Consider the following 23,653-nt stretch of genomic DNA (forward strand, 5'->3'; position numbering starts at 1 on the left):
TGGCATTACCCCTTTGTTCCGCCGGCTGTCAAACCGGACACAAAGTTCTTTTGGAGAAAAAAGAATAGAACGCATATCGGCAGTGCGGCTAGTATGGCACCGGCTGCAAATAGAGCTACTTTTTGCTGCTGCGGATTAGAAATAAAGGATTGTAATCCTACAGCGATGGTCAGCCTTTCCGGTGAGCGAAGCAGAAATTTCGTCAGCAAATAGTCGCCAAACGGTGCCATAAACGCCCAAAGCGCTTGTACCGCGAGCATTGGCTTAACAAGCGGTAGAACAATTGAAGCGAAAATCCTCAGATGTCCCGCTCCGTCAATTCGCGCGGCTTCATCAATTTCTCTCGGCACAGTATCAAAATAACCTTTCATCAGCCACGTGTTCATCGGAATTCCGCCGCCGATATAGATCGCTGTTAAAAACCAGTATTGATCGAGTGCGCCTATTAGCATCGCCAAGACATAAAAAGCAGTCAGCGCCGCCATTGTCGGCACCATTTGAATGATTAAAAAGAATATCAGGCTCTTTTTTCTGCCTGCAAACCGATAGCGGCTGTACGAGTACCCGGCAAGTGTCACAATCGTAACCTGCAAAACCATGACCGATAGCGCGATGACAAGTGTATTGCTGTACCAATTGAGATAAAGCGTTTCGTCAAATAGCCGCTTAAAATGATCCAATGTCCAAGAACCCGAAAAATCGAGCTGAAAAGCCGCCGAATTCCCCACACGGAAGGCTGATGATGCCGTAATCAGCAACGGATATATAATGACAATACTTAAAAGCGTCAAAAATAAATACGTACAGATTTTATTAAGCATTCTGGCAGTGCTCGCGTTCACCTACATAACCTCCTCATTGCCAAAAGCATTCGATTTTTTGAAAGCAATCAGTGAAATTCCAATGACAATGAAAGAAATTAACAGTGTCACAGCCGCCGCAACGGAATATTGGGGTGATGTGCCTGTTGTCAGTTTATAAATCCACGAAATTAAGATATCGGTCGATCCGGCCCCGGCTCCCGCACTGCCTGGCCCTCCCTCATTAAATAAATAGATGATCGAGAAATTATTGAAATTAAACGTATACTGAGTAATCATCACGGGTGCTGTGGCAAATAAAATCATCGGGAATGTAATATGCCGAAAACGCTGAATAAAAGTGGCCCCGTCAATCTTTGCCGCTTCATACAATTCACCTGGAATCGCCTGAAGCACTCCCGTTACCATGACATATATATATGGAAAGCCGAGCCACGTTTGAATCATAATGAGGGCTGTCTTTGTCCAGAAAGGATCGGTCTTCCACGCGATCGCAGGCAGCTCGACAAACGGCAGGTGATTGAATAATGGTATCACCTGTGCATTCACCGCTCCTATGCTGTCGTTAAACATGTTGGAAAAACTCATGATTGTAATAAACGCCGGAACAGCCCATGGAAATAAGAAAATCATTCGAAATATCCGCTTGCCTTTTATAAAATCCTGATTGACGAAAAGTGCCGTCACAATACCTAAAATGATTTGCAGCGTTGTTGCACAGATTGTCCAGATAACCGTCCAGCCCAGTACATTCACAAATGTTTCACGATAGGAGCCAAGGAAAAAAATATTTAAGAAATTTTTAAACCCGACCCAGTCAATCAGACGATTAGGCGGAATATGATAAAAATCATAGTTTGTTAATGCAACAAACAGAGTCACCAAAACCGGAAAAATAATCACAAACACCATCATGATATATGCCGGCAGTGTAAATAGATACGGAAAACCTTTATCGCCCGCATGACAGATCATATCCTTGGCTGTTGTATTGACTTCCAAACCCGCCGCTTTCATAGCGGCGGTCTTACGTGAATCATGAATATTAAAGATATAGAACATGAGGAAAATCATTGTCACGATCAATTGCAGCGTGCCTTCAATCAGCATAAACAGCGAGTGATCTTCACCGGGAACACTTCCCAATGTCATCAATCCGGTTAGCGCCTGTATACCGAAAACGCATAATTCAAAAGCAAACAAGCCTGTGATGGCAAGAAATAAGAGCCCCTTTGACAACTGCTGATTCGCAATCTGCCCAAGTCCTGGAATGATCGATAAAAGCCCTGCCTTTCGTTTTTGCTTTGTAAGTGTGTGATGTTTATTCATTTTTCCGCCCTCTATTCTTCCGGACGCTATCCCGCCGTTTTATTTCACATACTTTTCTTTAATATTTTCCTTTATGACGTTTACAGCATCATTCGCTGATGTTTGTGTCGATTTTTTTCCTGAAGCTGCATCAAAAATTAAACTTTCCGCTCCTGTCCATACTTCAGCCATTTCCGGAATATTTGGAGTCGGCGTTGCTGTTTCATATTGTTTAATCACAGCTGACGTCAGTTCATTCTTTTGCTCATCGGCTTTCTTCCTTGCAGCCGTGTTGGCCGGAACTTCGTTTGTATCCTCATAAAAAGCGTAAGCATTGGCATCATTTGCAGCATACTCAAGCCATTTTTCAGCCAGCTCGGGCTCTTTTGTATATTTCGAGGCAACCCAGCCCTTCCCGCCAGCAAAAGGGGCGTATTCTTCTCCATTTGGCAATGTCGGAATGGGAGCCGCTCCGTAGTTCAATTTAGCCTCTTTATAGTTGGCAGCTGACCAAGGACCGCCAATGATCGCAGCCGCTTTGCCTTCTAAAAACATCTGCTGAATAAAGTCGTCTGCGCTTGAATTGTCTTGCATTCCTTTCGGCCAATATGTCTCAAACCATTTCTCCGCATATTTCACCGCTTCTACAGCCCCTTTATTGTTCAGGCCGATGTCCCCGGAATCTGTGCCGTTTTTTCCAAACACATATCCGCCGTATCCAGCCAATAAGCCGTACGACATATAAAAGTCAGTCCATTTTGCTAAAAATCCGGTTGATTTTCCTTTTTCCGAAGCAAACGCGAATCGAGGATCTTCCGTTAACTTTTCAAGGTCTTTAAATGTTTTTGGCGCTGTTTTTAAAAGATCTTTGTTGTAATACAAAATAAGTGTCTCAATGACTAGCGGCATTCCGTACACTTTGCCGTCAACTGTCACCTGCTGCATTTCTTTATCACCAAAGCTTTTTGTGTTAGATGGCTTAATATCAAGTAAATGTCCTTGTTGTCCCAAACCGCCGATCCGGTCATATGCAGCAAGCATAACATCAGGCGCATTACCCGCCGGGCCATCAAGAGGAAGCGCTTCTAACTGTTCGAACATTTGCTTTTCAACAATTTTTACTGTGACATCATTTTCTTTTTCGAACTTTGTTTTTATGCTTTCAATGTATTCTTTATACGTTTCTTCGACAGACACAGTCAGCACCTTTTTGCCATCAGAGCTTGCTGGATTTTTTGAACTTGAGCAGGCGGCAAGGCCGATTGCCAGGAATGATGCCGCCAATATGGCGAACCCCTTTTTTAAAAGAACCATCTCTTTTCCTCCTTCTATTTACGAAACTATAACAATTGTATTGTCCTATAGAAAGCGGTTACAACAACTTTCGATTTGTTACCGATAACAGAATGTTATACAGGGGCGGCAGCACTCAAAATCAAAAATTCTCCCGGCTGAACGGCAATGACATCGTGATGCTGTAGCGGCTGCTCTGTCCATGCATCACAGATTTTCTTATTCCTATCAATATTCAACTCTCGTAAACTGACGTGTTGAACCACATTCCCTTGATTAAAGAAATAAATCAGTATTTTTTCATCAAGAGTCCGCGAAAAGCTAATGAAATCATTTTTGTCGTCCAGCAGATTCCACTCAAGATGTCCTTCAGTCAATAAAGTGTTTTCCTGCTTGCGTAAAGCAATTAACCGTTTCATAAATTGCAGCATGTCTTGGTTTTGCTTCTCTTTTTCCCAAACCATACATTTCCGGCATAATGGATCATTTTCGCCGTTCAGCCCGATTTCCGTTCCGTAATAAATGCATGGTGAGCCTGTCTGGGCAAACATAAAGGCCAGCAACGCGCGTGCTTTCTTCTCATCATTGCGGCATCTGGTCAAAAGGCGCTTTGTATCATGGCTATCCAGTAAATTAAACATCACCTCATTGGCCTGCTTCATTCCATTCATCAAATGTGCATTGACACGGTGAGCCATACGTGAAGCTGAGATCGTCTGGTCAGCAAAGTATTCAATCATAGGCTCTGTAAAAGGGTAATTCATCGCCGCATGAAATTCATCCCCTCTAAGCCAGGGTTCGGCAGAATGCCAGATCTCACCTAAAATATAAACATCAGGCTTTTCAGTAGATACAGCCTGCCTAAATGTCTTCCAAAAAACGTGATCCACTTCATTTGCGACATCCAAACGCCAGCCGTCAATGTCAAATTCGCGAATCCAGTACAAAGCAATATCAAGCAAATATTTCTGCACCTCGGGATTAGCCGTGTTTAGCTTCGGCATATCAGCTGTAAAAGCAAATCTGTCATAATTGTCGTCTGTGACGGGAAAAGAGTGAATATGGAACCAGTCCTTATAGCGGGATTGATCTCCGTTTTTGACGACATCCTGCCATTGCGGAGACGCGCTTCCTATATGGTTAAAAACCGCATCAAGCATAATTCTCATCCCCCGCTGATGCAGCTGGCTGACCAATGTACGAAAAAGCTCAGGATCCCCGAAATGCGGATCAATAGAAAAGTAATCCAGCGTGTCGTATTTATGATTAGAAGGCGCGGAAAAGATCGGTGTCAGATAAATGCCGTTCACCCCTAAATCCTCTAAATAATCAAGCTTGTCAACAATTCCTTGTAAATCCCCTCCAAAAAAATCATTGACGTCCGGGTCCTTGCTCCCCCACGGCAATGCATTCTTCGGTGACAAGTCTTCTCTTCCATTTGCAAAACGCTCCGGAAAAATTTGATACCAAACCGTTGACTTGACCCATTCAGGCGCTTGAAATGTATCAGCCTCGTGAACAAACGGAAATTTAAAGTAATAATGAATCGTTTCCAGTGTTTTTTCGTTATAAGGGCATACACCCGAACTTCCGAAAAAGATGTCTTCATGATCGTCTGTTACAACAAACGCATATTGTAAACGCCTAAATGGCGGCACCACTTCAGCAAACCAATAGTCATGCATTTCTGTAGCAGCAATTTTCCTCATCGGCTGCTCGTTTGCCGACCATTTGCCGTCGTTGTACTCATAGGGATCACCCCAAATGAATCGAATGTGATCTGCATCACCTTTTTTCGTCCGAATCTTGATATGCACAGTCCGCCCATCATAAGAATAAGCATCTGTGCTGAATGGCTGGTGATGAATCGCTGCATATTCCATCATGTTTCCCCCTTTGATTTCCGTTTTATTGAAGCCGGCTCATAGTTTGAAAGTATCATGATGAAATTGTGGGAACAATCCTTTTCACCCTGTTACCGATAACAGAATAAGGCGCTTACAGCGTTGATTCTCGTACAATTAACTCTGGTTCAAAAAATAGACTTCCTTGTGCAGCGCCGTCTTCATTCATTTTTTTCAGCAACATTTTCGCACAGGCTTCCCCCATTTCAACAACAGGCTGTCTGACCGTAGTCAAGCGCGGCGAGGAGATGCGATCAAGAAACACACCGTCATTCCCGGTAACCGCAACGTCTTCTGGAATTCGCTTTCCAAGGGATTGCGCCGCACGAATGACGCCGAGCGCGATTCGATCAGATGCGCAGACAAATGCGGCCTGATTGTCCATGGATTTCAGCAGTTCTCTTGCAAGGCATTCACTTTTCTTAGAACTGTTGTCGATCCGAAACATATTCGATTTTTTAAAGCTTTTATTCATCGCCCGTATATACCCCTGTTCTCTTGCACGTTCGAAAGGCTCATCTAAATCAATGCCAAAAAAGACAACTTCCCGCTCCCCCAGCCCCATAACATGGCGGGTTGCCATAAAAGTGCCTTTCTCGTTATTCACATCGATAAAGTCATAGCCCATTTCATTTTGTCCAAATACGACGAGCGGCTTCTCAAAAGCTTTTATTACACCTTCAAAATCGTTCTTTCTCAAGCCGGTGGCAATAATGCCGTCACATTGGCCAATATTAAGAGAATTTCTTGTCACAAGCTGGAGAGCATAGTGATTGCGATCCAGCTCCCTGCTGATTCCTGTCAGCAGGTTCATGTAATATGGTTCTGTCGTATCCATTTCCTCAAGTATCAATAGTTTCACAACCTGTGTTCTGTTTTGCACGAGCGCTCTCGCCGCATAATTAGGGATGTAATTCAGCTCTTTCATCGCAGAATGAACAAGCTTTTTCAATTCATCCGTCACCGTCTCAGGGTGATTGATCACTCGTGATACCGTCATTTTCGAAACATTTGCTTTTTTCGCCACATCTGACAATGTTGCCATTTTCATCCCCTCCTTATCTGTGCTTATTATCCAAACTAGTGATAAAGTCCTCTATTACTGCTAAATATACGATGCAGGCCAAAGAGAAATAAAAAAGAGATTTCCCTTAAGGAAACCTCACTTTGTTAAAAACACTCGATTTTTCATGGATTCATACGCTAGGTGGCAGACTCATTCTCTCCACTTCCATCAGAAAATCTCTTTTTTAAATTTCTGTCCACTTTTTTTCTAAAATCGGATAAGAATAATTTTGCATTTGCTCAATTAACTCATCCGGCCGTGACGAGCTGTGAATCAGTTTTAGGTGCGATTCGTTAGAAAACCCTTCTTGAATGCTGTATTTCACCATTTTCATCATTGGTTCAAAATATCCGTTTACATTGTACAGTCCAATTGGCTTTTGGTGGATGCCGATCTGTGCCCAGCACAGCACTTCAAATAATTCTTCATATGTACCGAAGCCGCCCGGCATCGAGATAAAGCCGTCCGCCAGCTCGCTCATTTTAGCCTTTCGTTCATGCATCCCGTTTACTTCAATCAGCTCAGTCAGATTCTGATGGACAACCTCCCCGCTGAACAAACCGCTCGGCATGACCCCGATTGCAGTTCCGCCGTTTTCCATAATCGCGTCAGCAATCGTGCCCATCAAGCCTACGCGGGAGCCCCCATAGACAAGGCCGATTCCCTGCTCAGCCATATACACGCCAAGCTCTGCCGCTTTTCTTTTATACGCTTCATTTCCCCCAGGGTTTGATCCCGCAAATACACAAATGGTTTTCATCTTGTCATCTCCGCATCTATATATCGTGTTAAACATTCAAAAACACACTATATATTGTCCCATCTTCATGTGATAATATCAATATGAAATACATAAAGAATGCAGGAGTGATGAGGTTGCAGCTGGCTGATGCAGAAAAATGGATGAAAGAGTTTTACGAAAAAAGAGGCTGGACAGAATACGGACCTTTTATTCGCGTCGGCTTTTTAATGGAGGAAGCCGGAGAACTGGCCCGGGCTGTCAGGGCGTATGAAATCGGCAGAGACCGGCCGGATGAGAAAGAATCGTCACGCGCTGAGCAAAAACAAGAATTGATTGAAGAAATGGGAGATGTCATCGGAAATATCGCCATTCTTGCTGATATGTATGGTGTCTCTTTAGAAGACGTCATGAAGGCCCACCAAGAAAAACTGACAAAACGATTTGAGCATGCATAAAAAAGCGGCCGCGATGGCCGCTTTTTTTAACCTGTGATTTCATCATGGTGATCAAAGAAATGCTGCTTTCCTATTTTGTGAAAAAGGCCTGTTTTATGCAGTAGCTCCTTCGGCTGCGATTGCAATCCTACAATCATCAGCTTTCCATTGTGGCGTTTAATTCGATTCATAATGTTCCCAAGCACCGCTTCAGCTGACGTATCCATATAGTGCACCTTATTCATGAGCAGAATAAGGGTTTTCGGTTTTTTCTGTACATGCTCCAGCAATGACGATTCAAGGGAATCAATTGATCCGAAAAACAGCGGCCCTTCTATGGCATACATGCTGACAGATGGATCTTCTCTCTTCGCCAGAACAGGATGCGTTTCCTGATTGTGGATGCGGGTCGCTTCGCTCATTCTTCTGATAAAGAACACGAATGCAAGCAGCAATCCGGTTGCCACACCGATGATTAAGTCAAACAGAACCGTAAGGGCGAAGGTCGCCGCCAAAATAAAGGAATCAGCATTTTTCAGTCTCAGCATGTTTGCGACTTCCTTGCGCTCACTCATATTCCATGCGACCACCATGAGAATCGGTGCCATACTGGCGAGCGGCACATGGGACGCATAAGGCGCAAATACAAGCAGGACAAGGAGAACGACTACGCCGTGAACGACGCCGGAAACTGGGGAAACCGCTCCGTTTTTTATATTGGTCGCCGTTCTCGCAATCGCTCCTGTAGCCGGGATTCCGCCAAACAGGGGCGCTGCCATATTCGCAATCCCCTGGCCGACAAGCTCCTTGTTGCTGTCATGCTTTGAGCCCTTCATGTTATCAGCGACCATTGCGGACAAAATCGACTCAAGTCCTCCAAGAAGCGCGATGACAAGCGCAGCCGGAAACAGCATAACCATTTTATCCAAAGTAAGCTCAGGAAACTGAAATTCCGGCAAATGGCGGGGGATTTCTCCATAAGTTGACCCGATCGTTGCCATGCGGTCAGGGAAAAAGACAACCGCGACCACTGTGGAAATAAGAAGCGCCAACAAAGCGCCCGGCACTTTAGGCATCACCTTGGCGGATACAAGCAAAATGACGAGCCCGATCACAGCTGTCAAAATGGCATACACGTTAAAGGTGCCGAGCTGCTGCACAATTTCAAACATGTTGTGATGAAAGTTCTCATGTTTTTCAACATTTCTCAATCCGAGAAAATTAGCGATTTGTTCCGTAAAGATCAGCACGGCAATTCCGGCTGTAAAACCGACGATAACGGGTTTGGGCACGAATTTCATTATTTTTCCGAGCTTAAACAGCCCAAACAGTACCAGCATCACTCCTGCCATAAACCCCGCAATCAGCAGATTTTCCAAGCCGTACTGCATGATAATGCCGAATAAAATCGGGACAAAGGCGCCCGTCGGACCGCCAATCTGATATTTTGATCCTCCAAACAAAGAAATACAAATCCCTGCTATAACAACAGTGTATAGCCCATATTCAGGCTCGACTCCCGAGGCAATGGCAAACGCCATTCCTAAAGGAATTGCCACGACACCTACTACGATACCTGCAATCAAGTCTTTCTGAAATTTCTGCAAATTGTATCCCTTGAATCTCCCTGAGAATCGCATATTTTGTTATAACCTCCCTTATGAGTGATTGTTTATAAGCTCAGTTTCATAACCGTTAATGACCACATCAAGTTTTCCTGTTTCAGGGTGAATGACAAGCCCGTGAACCGGCACTTTTTTCGGAAGCAGCGGATGGTTCTTAATCATGTTCACACTGTGGGAAACGCTTTCTTCCACGCTGTGAAAACCAGTCAGCCACGTTTTCAAATCGAGTCCGGCACTCGTCAGCAAATTCAGGCAGCTATCCTCCACCCCGCGTTCCTTTGCTTTCTCAAGAATCGAGGACGCATTCAGCCCTGACATTCCGCATTCATGATGGCCGACAATGCATACCTCTTCAGCCTGCAATTCATAAATCGCGACCAGTATGCTTCGCATCACGCTTCCAAATGGGTGAGAAACGATGGCTCCCGCGTTTTTTACAATTTTAGCATCACCGTTTTTAAGCCCCATTGCTTGCGGAAGAAGTTCTGTAAGCCTTGTATCCATACAGGTGACAATGACGAGCTTTTTCGAAGGAAACTTTGTCGTTTTGTACGGTTCATACTTCTTCTCACTGACAAACCGCTGATTGTGTTCCAAAATTGATGTTAAAGAAACCATTTGATTCATCTCCCATCCATATGATTTTGCAAGCCTTCTTACCCAGCTTACAGTAAGGAATTATAGCATAGGAATAAGCCAAGAAAAGGTTTTCAAAAAAAGACACTATAATTGGACTGTAGAATCAAAACATAAACATTTATATCTTTCAAAGATAATAAAATTTATATTTAATGCATCCTATAATCCGGCTGCAGTTCGTATATCGATGATTTGTCTGACAAAAAATATGGGTGAATTCTGATAATTAAAAAACTTTTTTAAGCAGATTTAGCTGTTCGATCTTCATTTTAAGTTCAAAAGAACCAGAAATTAAAAAAACGCAGCTATATTTTTAACATCTATTTATTTTCGATATAATGAATTAGACAACAGCCATAAAGGGGGAGCCTTGTTGAAACCATTTGTATTTATCACAAAACCGATTCCTGAAGAGATTGAAGCATTCATCGGTGAACATTGCCGTTATGAAGTATGGCAGGAGGATACGCTTCCGAGTGACGTGCTATTTGAAAAATTAAAAGAAGCGGAGGGGCTTTTAACATCAGGGACGTCCGGACCGTCAATCAATCGTGAGTTGCTGGAACACGCGCCTAAGCTCAAAGTGGTCAGCAACCAATCAGTAGGCTACGATAACTTCGATATAGAAGCAATGAAAGAAAGAGGAGTCGTCGGGACTCATACACCTTATACACTGGATGACACAGTTGCAGATCTGGCTTTTTCACTGATTCTGTCTTCCGCCAGACGTGTTGCCGAACTGGACCGTTTTGTCAGAGCAGGAAAATGGGGAACCGTGGAAGAGGAAGCGCTTTTCGGAATTGATGTTCATCATCAAACGTTAGGCATTATCGGCATGGGCAGAATTGGAGAACAAGCAGCGAGACGCGCCAAATTTGGTTTTGATATGGAAGTGCTTTATCATAACCGACATCGCAAACAAGAAACAGAAGACAGCATCGGCGTTAAGTATGCAGAGCTTGATACATTGCTGGAGCAATCTGATTTTATTCTTCTCATTACGCCGCTGACTGATGAAACCTATCACATGATAGGAGAACGCGAATTTAAGTTGATGAAGAATTCAGCAATTTTCGTCAATATTTCCCGGGGAAAGACAGTTGATGAAAAAGCACTGATTCGCGCTCTTCAGGAAGGCTGGATCAGGGGAGCCGGCTTAGATGTATACGAAAAAGAGCCTGTCACCCAAGATAATCCGCTCCTGCAGCTGGATAATGTCACGCTGCTTCCTCATATCGGTTCAGCAACAGCTAAAGTGCGCTTCAACATGTGCAAACAGGCCGCCGAAAATATGCTCGCAGCGATCCAAGGGCAAACACCGAAAAATCTTACAAGAGAATTTCAATAAATCAAAAATCCGGTCTGATAACAGACCGGATTTCATATTACATACGCTGAAGAACAGCACGCTTATAAATATGACGGGTGACGATATAATAAAGAGCCTGGAATACAAAATAAATGAAGATGACAATTACGGCCTCAAGAAATAAATTGGAATTCAGCATATTACTTAACGCTGCATACGCAAAGCCCGCGTGAATCGTACCTGCGATAAATGGGATGAAGAATAAAAATCCTATTTGCTTTCCAAGGATCGAGTGAATCTCTTTGTCCGTAACCCCTATCCTCTTTAACGCTAACACCTGCACTCCCGTATCTTCTATTTCCGTAAACATCCGCAAATACAGCATGCTTCCTTGCACGATAAAAAACAGCACGCTGACAAACAGACCAATAAACAGCATTAATGCAACTCCCTGCTTCACAATTTGATAACTAGGAGCACGTGTTTGAAAATCAGATGTATGTTCTTTCGGCACCATGTTTTCAAGCTTTTCAGAGACATCCACCGTCTCCTGCCAATGCTCAAGCTCATAACCTACCATTCTCATCTGTTCCTTCAGCGGCACATCCTGTGACAGACTGTCAAAGCTCTTTTCGCTGACAACCAATAAACGGCTGACTCCATCGACAGACATCAATATCCCTTTGTTTTGCTGCTTTTTCATGACATAGGAAAGGGTTTTTCCTGACTTCATATGAAATGCTGCTGTTTCCCCTTCTCCAAATGTGTCTTTCACCATCATTTGAAAAGAAACATTAATAAATGCTTCATTTTCTTGTAAATGAATAACTGGGAACCCTTTTTCCTTTGCGACTTGATTATAGACTTTTTCTGAAATCAGCAAAGCTTCAGCTTCCATCTTCTTATTTCCATACGGCAAGTCTGACTGAAAAGTGACAGGAATCCCTGTGGCATCCACCTTATACGTGATAACAGCATGAGCTTTTTTCAATGTATTCTCAGCCGTCTCAGGCTTCATGACCTGAAAGCGGGAAGCATCCTTTTCCACCCAGGAAACAGACTGAGGAATGCTTTGCTCCTCCTGCCTTTGTAAATCGGAATAAAACATATAGATGACACCTGTAGCTGTTAGTATGACCGCTGTAATGACAGAGGTTAAAAACAGCATGCGTGCATGATCCTTCAGCCTGAATATCATGTTGGAACGCACAATGATATTTGTGCCTTTGTAGAAGCTGTGTTTCTTTCGGTACAGCATGCGGAAAAATGCCACACTGCTTTGGGTAAAAAAGAAATACGTGCCAATTAACACTAAAATCAAAATTGGAAAAACCCGAAACATCATGTCAATTGCATTGGCTGTTGCAGATAGATAATAACCGCTGCCAAGACATAGCAAAGACAATACAGTGAGCCATTTCGAATAAACTGGCAAACTTTTCGGCTTTTTGGCTGATTTAATCAGTTCAATGATTTCCAGCTTCCGAATCCGTCCCAGTGATAAAATGAGCAGCGTCTGAAACAGGATGAGAAAGCCGGCAATTGTCATCACAAACGCTTTCGGCACAATGGCAAACGAAATCGGCACCTTCACGCTGAGCATCCATGTCATGATCATAAAAAACAGTTTTGAAAATAACAGGCCTGCTCCAATGCCGGCCGCAATCGCCGCAAGAGAAATAAGTGACTGCTCATAATAAATCATCTTGCGAAGCTGCTGCTTTGATGTGCCAAACAGTGTCAGCAGCCCAAACTCTTTCTTTCTTGCCTGCAAAAACGCTGAATTGGAATATGTGATGAAAAATATACAAAACACAATGATGACGACAAGAGCTGCGCTCAAGCATGTTTTGACAAGGCTTCCTCCATATATATTGTCTTCATTGACATCAGGATGAAAAATAAATGATGTGAAGACAAAAAACACCGAAACGGCAAACACACAGCTTAAAAAGTAGGCCACATACCGTTGCAGATTCCCAAGAATGTTTTTACGGGCGATAGTTCTCAAATTCATGAAAATCGCCTCCCAACACACTCAAGGTATCCAATATACTTTGATAAAACACCTGCCTGTTTGTTCCTCTGTGAATCTCTGAAAAGAAACGTCCGTCTTTAATAAAAACAATCCGTTTACAGAAACTTGCTGCTGTGGCATCATGCGTAACCAACAAAATCGTCGCTTCCTTTTCCTCATTCAGCTGAGCCAGTGTGTTCATCACTTGCTTTGCCGATTTTGAGTCGAGGTTTCCTGTCGGTTCATCGGCAAGAATGAGCGCCGGATTGTGAATAATCGCTCTGGCACAAGCTGCCCGCTGCTGCTGTCCGCCCGACACCTCATATGTGCGGTGATCGAGAATATGCTTTATTTGCAGCGTATCCGCCAGTTCATCCAATCGAGCTTCCATTTCTCTCAGCTTTACCTTATCCAATGCGAGCGGCAAGAGAATATTTTCACGAATCGTCAGCGTATCAAGCAGATTAAAATCCTGAAAGACGAAGCCGAGTTCTCTTCTGCGAAACAAAGCCAGCTCTTGGTCCTTTAACGTTTTCGGCTGAATGCCGTTGATCATCATCTCGCCCTGGGTCGGCTTATCAATGGTAGCCAGCAAATTCAAAAGCGTGGTTTTTCCGCTTCCCGACGGCCCCATAATCCCGACAAATTCTCCTTTTGACACACTGAGATCAAAGGCGCTGAGCGCTTGGTATGATATTGTTCCTTTATTTGAATAGTATGTTTTCGATAGGTTCGTTGTTTGCAACACGTTCATGTTCTGCTCCTCCTTTTTCTTTATTATAAAAAGGAAGTCAGCATCCTCCCATCGAACTTTCTTGCAATTCCGCTCCCCAATCTTACAATGCTGTCACATTCACGAGGGTGTCACTTGAAAACACGATGGTCATCACAGTGCCAGCCCCTTCTTTTGATTCCGCATACAGCTTATGGCCGAGACGGCTGCACACCTGTTTTGCTAAATAAAGGCCCATTCCAGTTGCCTCTTTCATGGTTCGTCCGTTTTCTCCGGTAAAAAACGCGTCAAAAATCCGCGGCAGATCCTGCGGCGGTATGCCGATTCCTTCGTCGGCAACCGACAAGCGCGTCTCATGTCCCTGTGTTTCAATCCGGATTGTAATAGGGTCTCCCACACCTTGCTTTGAATATTTTAAGGCGTTGAAAAGGATTTGCTCAACAACAAAGGAAAGCCACTTTTGATCACTGGAAATCTGAACGGCATTTGGCGGCACATGTAATGTTGGAAAAAGGCGCCGCTTGATAAACTGACGTTTTTCCTGATTGATCAGTGAACGAACCATTTCTGCCAAATCAAAGGTTTGCGGCTTTACATCAAATGCAAATTCCTCCAGCCGGGCCGTTTGCAGCATCATATCAAGACCGTGGCGAAATCTCTCATTCTCATCCTCCAGCTCCTCTAAAAACGTCGGAAAAGAGGATGAGGTTCCGTTTTTTCCTTCCTGAATCATTAAGGATATGACAGATACCGGTGTTTTCATATGGTGGACCCATTGGTTGGTGAAGGTGTAATGCTGTTTTTGCTGATTGATATATTGTGAGAGCCTGCTTTCGTATTGCTGCCCGAGTGCGTTGATCATCTTCGTCCAAAGCGCTTGCTCTCCTGTTCTTGGCTTTCTGGCTTTCAAAGACTGTCCGATGTCATTCGAAGAAGAGGCTTGTTCTGCAAGCTTTTTAACATATGTGAGAAAGGAAAATTGCCGAACATAATCAGCAGCAAAACCTGCGGCTAAAAGAGTACCGGGCAAAATCCATATGTACATCATATTTTCTTTGGAAGGTTCTGCGCCGCTCTCTACAATGCTTAAATACGCAATCAGCATGGCGGACCCTATCCCTAATAATGAAAATAGAATAATGGCTAAGCGGTCGATGAGATAAGTCTTTAACATTCCGCTTCATCCTTCCGATTGACTTGAAATTGATAACCTTGTCCTCTGATTGTGGAAATGCAATCTGTCAGTCCTGCATTCTCCAGTTTTCTCCGCAGCCGATTGACATTGACCGTTAACGTATTGTCATCGACAAAATCAACGTCATCCCATAACGCCTCCAATAGTTCATCACGAGAGACAATTTTTTTATGCTCCCTCACAAAAATCGAGAGAAGCTGGAATTCTTTTTGGGAAAACAAAATCCGGACGCTGTTCCATTCGGCCTCATTCTGATCAGGATAAATCGTCAGCCCGCCAAGCTCCACTATTCTAGATTCCTGCGGCAAAGAGGGCGAATATTCACCATATGTGCGGCGCAGGACGCTTTTGATTTTGGCCATCACTACCTCTAGATGGAACGGCTTTGTGATATAATCATCGCCGCCATTTTCAATCGCCATTACCTGATTCAGCTCATCGGTCCGTGCCGATATAAAGATAATCGGCGCATTGGAAATGGTACGGATTTGCCTGCACCAATAAAACCCGTCAAAAAAAGGCAGGTTGATATCAAGCAGCACAAGATCAGGCTTCATTTCTGCAAATTCCAATTTTATATCATTCAGCTGTTCAGCAATTTTCACTTCATATCCGTATTTTTGAAGATGACCGCCCAGCAAAGAAGCAATCCGCTCATCATCTTCCACAAGCAAAATCCGATACACGTTGATCCCCCTTATATGTACATCACGATGATTTTTCTAGAAGATTCCAAAATTATTATAGCATGTGCGGAATAGTAAATCGGTCTTTTTCTTTTTGTTATGATAGAATGATAAAGGTAAAATTTTCATAATAGGCAGGTGTCGTGATGAAGAAAATCATGCTGTTTCTGGCAATGACGTCAATTCTTTCAGCATGTCAGCCCAACTATACCGGGAAATACATAGAAATTGGGGATACACTAACTGACTATACCAAAGAGTGCTTTAAAGAGAATGAAATTCCTTATAAATACGAAAAGGGAAAACTGTATATCCCAGAAGACGCATTTGATACAGCAATCTACACTTGTTCATAAGAAAAAGCTTGCAGATAACCTGCAAGCTTTTCACGTTACAAAAAATGAGTATTTAATTTCTCTTCAAATCCTGAAGGGCCGATGTCGCTTTTTTGAATGTTACCGCCGTTTTCATAAATCGTAAAATGGCGCTCTGACATGACCATCCTTCCGCTCGGCGTCAGCTTTGAGGCAAGCAGGGATTTGTTAAAAGGAGATTTTTCATGAGAGTGAATGATGTCCTTCATGTTATCTAAATCACCGAGATCACTCTCTTCAAGGGTAAAGGCGTACCCAATTTGCCAGCCTTCTCCTTTGTCCATCAGCAGAACATAGCTGCCCTTTTCTGTCTCTTCCTTTTTGATTCGGAATGACCCGACTGGTGACTGTACCGTTTCTCCGGAAAGCGGTATCGGCTGGAGCGCCAGGTTGATGCCGAAGCCGATATCAACGAGGTAATCGCCGTTTTCCGCAGACAGCCATACAGCAGCATGCGTCCCTTCTAGTGCCCATCCCTCTTGATCGCCTGCATAAACCGTTCCTCGAATGAGCTTCACATGAAACCCGGCCTCACGCAAGACAAAATAAAGGAAACCATTTAGATCGTAGCATAGGCCGCCGTGCTGATCTTTGAGCAGACGTCGCCATAGCTCTTCTTTTGTGATCTTATAATTCTCTTTTGCAAGTACGGCACGGTTTTCGAATGGAAAACGGTATGCCATTGCTTTAAGAAAAAGGGGAAGATCGCCGAAGCTGACATGGTCTTTCTCCCAGCCGATTTTCTGAAAGCAGTCTTTTAGAAAGTCACTCATTTTTATCACCTAAACTTCTTCTTGAACGTAAGCAGCCAGCTTCTCCAGCGCCTCTTGTTCATCTTCTCCCTGGGCAATCAAGGTAACCTCAGTGCCTGTGCTTACCGCAAGGCTCATCAGCCCCATGATGCTTTTGGCGTTTACTTTTTTCCCATCCTTCTCAAGAAACACATCTGACGTAAACCGGTTTGCTTCTTGTACAAACAAAGCAGCAGGACGTGCTTGCAGTCCTGTCTTTAATCGAACTTCCACTTTCTGTTGAACCATAAGATCTCCCCTTTTCTTTACGGTTATTTTAAAGTGACGGTTTGCCCTGTCCGCAGCTGTTCTGCGATTTCGTCAAGTTTTCTCAGCCTGTGATTGATCCCTGATTTGCTGATTTTCCCGCTTGCTACCATTTCCCCTAGCTCTTTCAGCGTCACTTCCTGATAATCAATCCGCAGCTGCGCAATTTCCCGAAGTTTTTCAGGCAGCGCCTCCAGGCCGATTCTTTCATCGATGTATTTAATATTTTCCACCTGTCTCAGCGATGCGCCGATCGTTTTGTTTAAGTTGGCTGTTTCACAATTGACGAGGCGGTTGACCGAATTTCTCATGTCCCGAACGATTCTGACATCCTCAAATCGCAGAAGCGAATTGTGAGCGCCAATTACGTTCAGAAACTCTGTAATCTTTTCAGCCTCTTTTAAATAGGTAATATAGCCTTTTTTCCGTTCAAGCGTTTTGCTGTTTAACTGAAACTCATTTAACAGGTCACATAATGAATCGTTATGCTCCTTATAAAGAGAGAAGATTTCTAAATGATACGAGGAGGTTTCCGGGTTATTGACCGAACCTCCTGCCAAAAATGCTCCTCTCATATAAGAACGCTTGCAGCATCTCTTTTTGACCAGCTCTTTCGAAATACTTCGTTCAAACACAAAATTCTCCCCGAGTATTTTTAAATCCTCTAAGATCGCTTTTGCATTTTCTGAAAAACGCACAATATAGACGTTATTCTTTTTCAGCCGCATTTTCTTTCTGACCAGCAGCTCGACCGACACATCATATTGTTTTTTCAGCAATGTATAGATGCGGCGGGCAATCGCCGCGTTTTCGGTTTGAACATCGAGTACGAGATGGCGGTTTGTAAATGATAAAGCTCCATTCATCCGAATGAGTGCAGACAGCTCGGCATTAATGCAGCAGTCCTTCACTTCCAGATTCGTTAATTCTTTTTTTGTTTCTGATGCAAATGACATATAGCCACCTCATTTCAAGGCTTCATTCTTTCAGTAAATCAACAAGAAGAGAGGCCACTTTATGTGTATCGTGACGTATTACGTCATTTTTATACGTTACAATTTGATCTCTGATGACTTCAAGCCCCATCGCTTTCAGCTCTTCGATATCAAAATCAACAGGACGCGCCGATTCCATTTCGTACTTACGTTTTATTTCGTCGGGAATGTCTTCACTGTTCACTAATATCGTATCAATAAAACCACAGCCCATATGCTGATTGAGCGCTTTCACATGATCAGCAGCGGTGTAATGGAGCGTTTCGCCGGGCTGAGTCATCACGTTGCAAATGTATACTTTTTTCGCCGGCGCCTTTATCACTTCTTCCCCGATTTTTGGGACGAGCAAATTGGGAAGAATGCTGGTATAGAGGCTTCCCGGGCCGATAATAATCAAATCCGCTTCCCTGATTACGTCTATTGTTTCCGGCAGCGGATCAATCTGTTCAGGCGTGAGAAAAACACGCTTAATGCGCTGTCCGTATTCTGGGATCGTTGACTCGCCTGAGACCACGCGGCCATCTTCCATCTCAGCATGCAAAACGACACTGGCATTGGCAGCCGGCAAAACCTTTCCTCTTACATTCAGCACCTTGCTCATTTCTGTGACAGCGTGAAAAAAATCACCGGTTATATTTGTCATCGCTGCCAAAATCAAATTCCCGAGAGAATGGCCTGTTAAGTCATTCCCTTTATTGAAGCGGTGCTGAAAAAGATCTTCAACAAGCGGCTCCACATCGGATAAAGCGGCAAGCACATTTCTGATGTCTCCGGGAGGCGGAATTTTCAGTTCATTCCGCAGACGGCCAGAGCTCCCCCCATCATCGGCAACTGTTACAATGGCCGTGATGTCAACGGGTTTATGCTTTAGGCCCCGAAGCAATACAGAAAGACCTGTACCGCCGCCAAAGATTGCGATTTTCGGCTTTTGTCCCATCTTATTTCCGGCTTCTCTTTTCAATGTCCCGGTGAGTAACATGAGTATAGTAATCCTTTTTGAAATAATCAGCTAAATTCTCGGCTAATGTCACAGAGCGGTGCTGGCCCCCTGTGCAGCCGATCGCAATGACAACCTGGCTTTTTCCTTCTCTTTTGTAAGATGGAAGCATAAAGCTCAGCAGATCAATTAATTTCTCATTGAACTTTTGCGTTTCATTCCACTTCATGACGTAAGAGGAAACCTCTTTATCCTTGCCAGTCAGCGGCCGCATGCTTTCGATATAGTACGGATTCGGCAAAAATCTGACATCAAAGACGAGATCTGCATCAATTGGAATACCGTATTTAAAACCAAATGACATCACATTTACGGTAAATGTCTCTCCTTGGTTTGTCGCAAAGTGCTTCACGATTTTTTCACGCAAATCACGCGGCTTCATGTCAGACGTATCGTAAATGATTTGAGAGCGGCCTTTTAATTCCTCAAGCAGCTCTCGTTCTAGCGCGATGCCTTCAAGCGGCAGGCCAGTCGCTGCCAGCGGATGCGAGCGTCTCGTTTCTTTATATCTTGTGACGAGAATGGAATCCTTCGCGTCCAGGAATAAAATTCGCGGTGTGATCCACGGATTTTCGGCCATTTCATCCAGCGCTTCAATCAGCCGGTCAAAAAATTCGCGGCCGCGCAAATCCATCACGAGCGCAACTTTGCTCATTTTCGAATTTGATTCCTTCATCAGCTCTAAAAACTTCGGAAGCAATGAAGGCGGAAGATTATCGACGCAGAAATAGCCGAGATCTTCAAAGCTTTGGATCGCGACAGTTTTCCCCGCTCCCGACATTCCAGTTATAATGACAAGCTGAATATCATGTGATTCACTAACACTCATCTTTCTCCCCCCTGACTTGTCTTTCTATTTGATGTGCTGCGGGTCTAAACGATAACTGAGCAGCTCAAATTCCGGTGTATACGTAAATGTGCCGTGCAGCAGCCCTTGTCCCTTCATCATAAAATCAAGGATATGGCCGTCTCCAGGGGCCATAGGCAGGTTCTGAATGTCATTGACATCGTGCCACTGCAGTTTGCCTTCCTCTGATTCTGATACATTTTGTCCTGTATATGAATCAGCGACAAACGTAAACATCATCCACTCGGAGACAATGTGGTCACCGTCTTTAATAATAAAGGTAAAAACGCCTTTTAATTGAGGATTTATGATATAGATACCAGTCTCTTCTCTGTACTCTCTGATGACGGAGTCTCTGACTGATTCTCCGCTCTCCATCTTGCCTCCCGGCGCGACCCACCATCCGCGTCTCGGCTTTTGAAGCAGAAGAACTTTGTCATCCGTCTGAAGCACACAATTTGTCACTCTTTGCAAGTACGTCACCTAACCTTCGTCCTGTCATCGTCTCTTTATTATACCGCTTCAAGATGCCTCCCACAATGAAGAGACATTGACAATCTTTTCTTCTATTTTACAGCATATTCATTCCTTAATTCAGATGATTTTGCTGTAACTGGAATTCTCTTTTATTTATGGACAAAAAAAGGACACGGATAACTGGAGAATCCGTGCCAAAAAAGTGTATTCATTATAAAAAGGGGGTCAATTACTTTATTAATCATAACCGAAAAGCATTACACATGTGTTACAGCGGAATTAAAACCCAGTAACGTAATGTGAAACTCGTATGACAGCCCTTTTTATTTTAAGGTTTTCAGCGTTTCTTGGAGCTCTTCGACATAATGTTGTACGCTTTGTGCCGCAATGCTTCCGTCTCCTGTAGCCGTTACGATTTGGCGCAGTGATTTTTCGCGGATGTCTCCGGCAGCGAAAATCCCTTCAACCTTAGTTTCCATGCGGTCGTTTGTTTCGATATAGCCTTCTTCATTCGTAATGCCCAGGTTTTCAAACGGTTTAGACAGAGGAAGCATGCCGATGTAAATGAATACGCCGTCTGTTTTGAATTCACTTTCTTCACCGGTTACCGTATCGACAAGCGTTACGTTACCGACTTTGCCGTTTTCCTCATGAATTTCCTTCACAGTTTTGTTCCATAGGAAGTCAACTTTTTCATTATCAAATGCTCTCGCTTGAAGAATACTTTGAGCACGGAGTTTATCACGTCTGTGAACAATCGTTACTTTTGAAGCGAAACGAGTCAGATATACGCCTTCTTCAACCGCGGAATCTCCGCCGCCAACAACGACAAGTTCTTTGCCTTTAAAGAAAGCGCCGTCACATACTGCACAATAAGATACACCGCGTCCGCCCAATTCTTTTTCGCCAGGCACGCCGATTTTTTTATATTCCGCACCTGCAGCAATGATGACAGCACGGGCTTTATATTCCTTTGAACCAGCTTTGACTACTTTGTACTCTTTGCCGTCAATGACCTCTTTAATATCGCCATAAGCGTATTCAGCGCCGAATTTTTTCGCGTGTTCAAACATTTTGTTAGAAAGCTCAGGCCCAAGGATACTTTCGAATCCAGGATAGTTTTCTACATCTTCCGTATTGGCCATTTGTCCGCCAGGAATTCCTCTTTCAATCATTAATGTCGATAAATTCGCTCTTGATGTGTATACAGCGGCCGTCATCCCAGCAGGGCCCGCGCCGATTATAATCACGTCATAAATTTTTTCTTCTGACACACTATTCACTCCTTAAACCATCTTTTCAAGTTTGGGCTCTTTCTTATAAGATAAGAATCCCCATCAAACGTATTCCTTACCCATATCCTATAAAATCTCATGGTGATACGCTATTTTTTTGCTCAACACGATTAAATGTATTCGAAAAGGGTATATGTTAATAAAGAAAGAGCCTTCTGTTTATAGAAGGCCCTTGTCATATTTATTATTGAACAACACGTCTTACAACACCTTTAAATGCTGCTTTCCAGTAAGGATTGCTCATAGAGTCAACAGATACGCCATGAGATGTATTGTCGTTTAGGAAAGTACCGTTTCCTAAGTAGATTCCTACGTGTCCATTTGTTTTGTAAGTGTCAAAGAACACAAGGTCTCCGCGTTTCATTTCAGACGCGCTGACAGCTTGTCCTCTGCCAACTAACGTATCAGTTGTTGTTCCGCCTACAGGTCCAAGGTTAACACCTGCAGAAGCGTATGCCCAGCGTACGAATGATGAGCAGTCAAAAATACGGTTGTTGATATCAGACTGAGTGCGTCCGCCGCCAAACTTGTACGGAGATTGTCCTACAATGCTTGAACCAACGCTGATCGCGCCTTCAATTCCGCCAGAGTTGCTGATAACAGTGCCGCCTGAATTGCTGTTTGAGCCGCTGCTCTTCTTAGAAGATGAGCCGTTTGACGAACTGTTTGATGAACCGTTAGAAGAATTGTCTGAAGAATTGTCTGAAGAATCATCAGATGAGCTTGCTTTTGATGATTCAGTTGTCGCCGTTTGACTGTCATCTGTTTGTGTTTCATCAGATGCTTTTTGTGCTTCTTCCTGCTTTTTGATCAAAGCAGCCGCTGCTTCTTGTTCTTTTTTGATGCGTGCTTGTTCAGCTTCAGTATTTGCTTTTTGATTTGCAAGTTCAGACGCCTCTGATTTTAATTCAGAAATCGCTTTAGCCGTTTTCTTTTGGCTTGCTTTTGCTTCGTCGAAAAGCTTGTCTTTTTCATTAAGCTGTTTATCAAGGTCTTTTTGCATTGTTTCTAATTTAGCCAAGGCAGCTTGAACTTCTTTCAGCTTGTCATTCAAATCCGCTTCAGAATCTTCGAGCTTCGCTTTATCCTGCTCTTGCTGTTTGATTAAATCTTTGTCTGCGTCCACAATAGATGAAACCGCAGTCGCACGAGAGATAAAGTCACCAAAGCTTGTTGATCCTAAAAGAACATCTATGTATCCTTGAGATCCGCCGCTTTCCTGTAAAGAACGAACGCGTTTTTTCAGGATTTCATTGCGTTTTTCGATGCGTGCTTCAGTTTCTTTAATCTCTTTTTTCAGTTTTTTGATTTCTTCTTTTGTTTTATCGTTTTCTTCTTTTTTATCTTCAATCTTGTTGCTTGTATCAAGCGCCTTATCGTTAATGTCTTTCAGTTCTTTTTCAATCTTTGATTGATTTTCCTGAAGCTCGGTTAATTCTTTTTCCTTCGCTTCAATGCTGGAAGCAACCTCAGATTGCTTGCTTTCGATTTTTTGTTTCTTTTCATCTAATGTTTCCGCCGATGCAGTTTTACTTGTAAATGGGATCAAAAAACTGCTTGTCCCGATGACGGAAGCCAAACCAAGTGTAATTAAACTCTTTCTCACTTTTTATATCCTCCCTTTTACTGTGAACCTGTCCTCATTTGGAATCGTATTTTGAACATCAAGTTTCGTTCCTCATACTCTACGAGGAATGATGGTTGTTTATGGTTAATTATTCTGTGCATCTCTTATTCTGGTTGTATAGCGTTTATTTCACATCATATGTAAAAAACACTAATTCCTTATGTACGAGAATCATTATACCATCAAGTTTCGACAAATTAGCGATAAATTT

At 43.4% G+C, this 23,653-nt stretch carries 23 protein-coding genes; 3 read left to right on the forward strand and 20 right to left on the reverse strand.

Annotated features, from left to right (window positions below; translation table 11 throughout):
* Window positions 1-5: 5 nt before the first annotated feature.
* The 6 genes from mdxG to yvdD form a co-directional block, all read right to left on the reverse strand.
* The gene (gene mdxG / locus BSU_34590) at window positions 6-842 is read right to left on the reverse strand and encodes a maltodextrin ABC transporter (permease) (protein ID NP_391339.1); all 837 of its coding nucleotides are present in this window, start codon (window positions 840-842) and stop codon (window positions 6-8) included.
* Window positions 843-2,150, reverse strand: coding sequence for a maltodextrin ABC transport system (permease) (gene mdxF, locus BSU_34600; protein ID NP_391340.1), 1,308 nt, complete (start codon window positions 2,148-2,150; stop codon window positions 843-845).
* 39 nt (window positions 2,151-2,189) lie between these two features.
* On the reverse strand, window positions 2,190-3,443 hold the full coding sequence (gene mdxE, locus BSU_34610; protein ID NP_391341.1) for a maltose/maltodextrin-binding lipoprotein: 1,254 nt from the start codon (window positions 3,441-3,443) through the stop codon (window positions 2,190-2,192).
* Window positions 3,444-3,538: 95 nt separating this feature from the next.
* The gene (gene mdxD, locus BSU_34620; RefSeq protein NP_391342.1) at window positions 3,539-5,308 is read right to left on the reverse strand and encodes a maltogenic alpha-amylase; all 1,770 of its coding nucleotides are present in this window, start codon (window positions 5,306-5,308) and stop codon (window positions 3,539-3,541) included.
* Window positions 5,309-5,420: 112 nt separating this feature from the next.
* Window positions 5,421-6,371: a transcriptional activator of the maltodextrin operon (LacI family) gene (gene mdxR, locus BSU_34630; RefSeq protein NP_391343.1), complete on the reverse strand. Its 951-nt coding sequence runs from the start codon at window positions 6,369-6,371 to the stop codon at window positions 5,421-5,423.
* Window positions 6,372-6,576: 205 nt separating this feature from the next.
* Window positions 6,577-7,152 carry a putative enzyme gene (yvdD, locus tag BSU_34640; RefSeq protein ID NP_391344.1) on the reverse strand — a complete coding sequence of 192 codons (576 nt, stop codon included), beginning with the start codon at window positions 7,150-7,152 and terminating at the stop codon, window positions 6,577-6,579.
* A 116-nt stretch (window positions 7,153-7,268) separates the two neighbouring features.
* On the opposite strand from yvdD, the gene yvdC reads away from it, so the two are divergent.
* Window positions 7,269-7,589 carry a putative pyrophosphohydrolase gene (gene yvdC / locus BSU_34650; protein NP_391345.1) on the forward strand — a complete coding sequence of 107 codons (321 nt, stop codon included), beginning with the start codon at window positions 7,269-7,271 and terminating at the stop codon, window positions 7,587-7,589.
* A 26-nt stretch (window positions 7,590-7,615) separates the two neighbouring features.
* On the opposite strand, the gene yvdB is transcribed toward yvdC, so the two are convergent.
* On the reverse strand, window positions 7,616-9,208 hold the full coding sequence (yvdB, locus tag BSU_34660; RefSeq protein NP_391346.1) for a putative anion transporter: 1,593 nt from the start codon (window positions 9,206-9,208) through the stop codon (window positions 7,616-7,618).
* Window positions 9,209-9,226: 18 nt separating this feature from the next.
* Window positions 9,227-9,820 carry a putative carbonic anhydrase gene (gene yvdA, locus BSU_34670; RefSeq protein ID NP_391347.1) on the reverse strand — a complete coding sequence of 198 codons (594 nt, stop codon included), beginning with the start codon at window positions 9,818-9,820 and terminating at the stop codon, window positions 9,227-9,229.
* Between the two features lie 382 nt (window positions 9,821-10,202).
* Here yvdA and yvcT point away from each other — a divergent pair, with 382 nt between their 5' ends.
* On the forward strand, window positions 10,203-11,180 hold the full coding sequence (yvcT, locus tag BSU_34680; protein NP_391348.1) for a putative 2-ketogluconate reductase; hydroxypyruvate / glyoxylate reductase: 978 nt from the start codon (window positions 10,203-10,205) through the stop codon (window positions 11,178-11,180).
* Between the two features lie 37 nt (window positions 11,181-11,217).
* On the opposite strand, the gene psdB is transcribed toward yvcT, so the two are convergent.
* The 4 genes from psdB to psdR form a co-directional block, all read right to left on the reverse strand.
* The gene (gene psdB, locus BSU_34690) at window positions 11,218-13,158 is read right to left on the reverse strand and encodes a lantibiotic ABC transporter (permease) (protein ID NP_391349.1); all 1,941 of its coding nucleotides are present in this window, start codon (window positions 13,156-13,158) and stop codon (window positions 11,218-11,220) included.
* Window positions 13,133-13,912 carry a lantibiotic ABC transporter (ATP-binding protein) gene (gene psdA, locus BSU_34700; protein ID NP_391350.1) on the reverse strand — a complete coding sequence of 260 codons (780 nt, stop codon included), beginning with the start codon at window positions 13,910-13,912 and terminating at the stop codon, window positions 13,133-13,135. The genes psdB and psdA overlap by 26 nt, the downstream gene beginning before the upstream one ends.
* A gap of 82 nt (window positions 13,913-13,994) precedes the next feature.
* A complete protein-coding gene (psdS, locus tag BSU_34710) occupies window positions 13,995-15,065 on the reverse strand; it encodes a two-component sensor histidine kinase [PsdR] response to lantibiotics (nisin and gallidermin) (RefSeq protein ID NP_391351.1) in 1,071 nt (356 codons plus the stop codon).
* Window positions 15,059-15,772 (reverse strand): two-component response regulator [PsdS] responding to lipid II-binding lantibiotics (nisin and gallidermin), encoded by a 714-nt coding sequence (psdR, locus tag BSU_34720; protein NP_391352.1) that lies wholly within the window; start codon window positions 15,770-15,772, stop codon window positions 15,059-15,061. Before psdR ends, psdS begins: the two co-directional genes overlap by 7 nt.
* 146 nt (window positions 15,773-15,918) lie before the next feature.
* Here psdR and yvzJ point away from each other — a divergent pair, with 146 nt between their 5' ends.
* Window positions 15,919-16,128 carry a putative lipoprotein gene (gene yvzJ, locus BSU_34729; RefSeq protein YP_003097790.1) on the forward strand — a complete coding sequence of 70 codons (210 nt, stop codon included), beginning with the start codon at window positions 15,919-15,921 and terminating at the stop codon, window positions 16,126-16,128.
* Window positions 16,129-16,163: 35 nt separating this feature from the next.
* Here the strand turns inward: yvzJ and yvcN are convergent, their stop codons facing one another.
* The 8 genes from yvcN to cwlO form a co-directional block, all read right to left on the reverse strand.
* Window positions 16,164-16,928: a putative arylamine N-acetyltransferase gene (gene yvcN / locus BSU_34730; protein ID NP_391353.1), complete on the reverse strand. Its 765-nt coding sequence runs from the start codon at window positions 16,926-16,928 to the stop codon at window positions 16,164-16,166.
* A complete protein-coding gene (gene crh / locus BSU_34740; protein ID NP_391354.1) occupies window positions 16,929-17,186 on the reverse strand; it encodes a catabolite repression HPr-like protein in 258 nt (85 codons plus the stop codon).
* A 23-nt stretch (window positions 17,187-17,209) separates the two neighbouring features.
* The gene (gene whiA, locus BSU_34750; RefSeq protein ID NP_391355.1) at window positions 17,210-18,160 is read right to left on the reverse strand and encodes a putative morphogen; all 951 of its coding nucleotides are present in this window, start codon (window positions 18,158-18,160) and stop codon (window positions 17,210-17,212) included.
* Between the two features lie 22 nt (window positions 18,161-18,182).
* Window positions 18,183-19,136 carry a gluconeogenesis morphogenetic factor (UDP-sugar binding) gene (gene mgfK, locus BSU_34760; RefSeq protein NP_391356.2) on the reverse strand — a complete coding sequence of 318 codons (954 nt, stop codon included), beginning with the start codon at window positions 19,134-19,136 and terminating at the stop codon, window positions 18,183-18,185.
* 1 nt (window position 19,137) lies between these two features.
* Window positions 19,138-20,025 (reverse strand): GTPase possibly involved in regulator sRNA degradation, encoded by an 888-nt coding sequence (yvcJ, locus tag BSU_34770; RefSeq protein NP_391357.1) that lies wholly within the window; start codon window positions 20,023-20,025, stop codon window positions 19,138-19,140.
* Between the two features lie 24 nt (window positions 20,026-20,049).
* Complete coding sequence (yvcI, locus tag BSU_34780; RefSeq protein ID NP_391358.1) at window positions 20,050-20,526, reverse strand: putative triphosphate pyrophosphate hydrolase; 477 nt, start codon at window positions 20,524-20,526, stop codon at window positions 20,050-20,052.
* Between the two features lie 317 nt (window positions 20,527-20,843).
* Entirely contained in the window at window positions 20,844-21,794 is a 951-nt protein-coding gene (gene trxB / locus BSU_34790; protein NP_391359.1) for a thioredoxin reductase, read from the reverse strand.
* A 205-nt stretch (window positions 21,795-21,999) separates the two neighbouring features.
* Window positions 22,000-23,421: a secreted cell wall DL-endopeptidase gene (cwlO, locus tag BSU_34800; protein ID NP_391360.1), complete on the reverse strand. Its 1,422-nt coding sequence runs from the start codon at window positions 23,419-23,421 to the stop codon at window positions 22,000-22,002.
* Window positions 23,422-23,653: the final 232 nt, after the last annotated feature.

The organism is Bacillus subtilis subsp. subtilis str. 168 (assembly GCF_000009045.1).
Lineage (GTDB): Bacteria > Bacillota > Bacilli > Bacillales > Bacillaceae > Bacillus > Bacillus subtilis.

Excerpts from the sequence above, each read along its gene's own strand:
- mdxF (NP_391340.1), bottom strand. The coding sequence starts at position 2,150 with ATGAATAAACATCACACACTTACAAAGCAAAAACGAAAGGCAGGGCTT.
- mdxE (NP_391341.1), bottom strand. The coding sequence starts at position 3,443 with ATGGTTCTTTTAAAAAAGGGGTTCGCCATATTGGCGGCATCATTCCTG.
- mdxD (NP_391342.1), bottom strand. The coding sequence starts at position 5,308 with ATGATGGAATATGCAGCGATTCATCACCAGCCATTCAGCACAGATGCT.
- mdxR (NP_391343.1), bottom strand. The coding sequence starts at position 6,371 with ATGGCAACATTGTCAGATGTGGCGAAAAAAGCAAATGTTTCGAAAATG.
- yvdD (NP_391344.1), bottom strand. The coding sequence starts at position 7,152 with ATGAAAACCATTTGTGTATTTGCGGGATCAAACCCTGGGGGAAATGAA.
- yvdB (NP_391346.1), bottom strand. The coding sequence starts at position 9,208 with ATGCGATTCTCAGGGAGATTCAAGGGATACAATTTGCAGAAATTTCAG.
- yvdA (NP_391347.1), bottom strand. The coding sequence starts at position 9,820 with ATGAATCAAATGGTTTCTTTAACATCAATTTTGGAACACAATCAGCGG.
- psdB (NP_391349.1), bottom strand. The coding sequence starts at position 13,158 with ATGAATTTGAGAACTATCGCCCGTAAAAACATTCTTGGGAATCTGCAA.
- psdA (NP_391350.1), bottom strand. The coding sequence starts at position 13,912 with ATGAACGTGTTGCAAACAACGAACCTATCGAAAACATACTATTCAAAT.
- psdS (NP_391351.1), bottom strand. The coding sequence starts at position 15,065 with ATGTTAAAGACTTATCTCATCGACCGCTTAGCCATTATTCTATTTTCA.
- yvzJ (YP_003097790.1), top strand. The coding sequence starts at position 15,919 with ATGAAGAAAATCATGCTGTTTCTGGCAATGACGTCAATTCTTTCAGCA.
- crh (NP_391354.1), bottom strand. The coding sequence starts at position 17,186 with ATGGTTCAACAGAAAGTGGAAGTTCGATTAAAGACAGGACTGCAAGCA.
- whiA (NP_391355.1), bottom strand. The coding sequence starts at position 18,160 with ATGTCATTTGCATCAGAAACAAAAAAAGAATTAACGAATCTGGAAGTG.
- mgfK (NP_391356.2), bottom strand. The coding sequence starts at position 19,136 with ATGGGACAAAAGCCGAAAATCGCAATCTTTGGCGGCGGTACAGGTCTT.
- yvcJ (NP_391357.1), bottom strand. The coding sequence starts at position 20,025 with ATGAGTGTTAGTGAATCACATGATATTCAGCTTGTCATTATAACTGGA.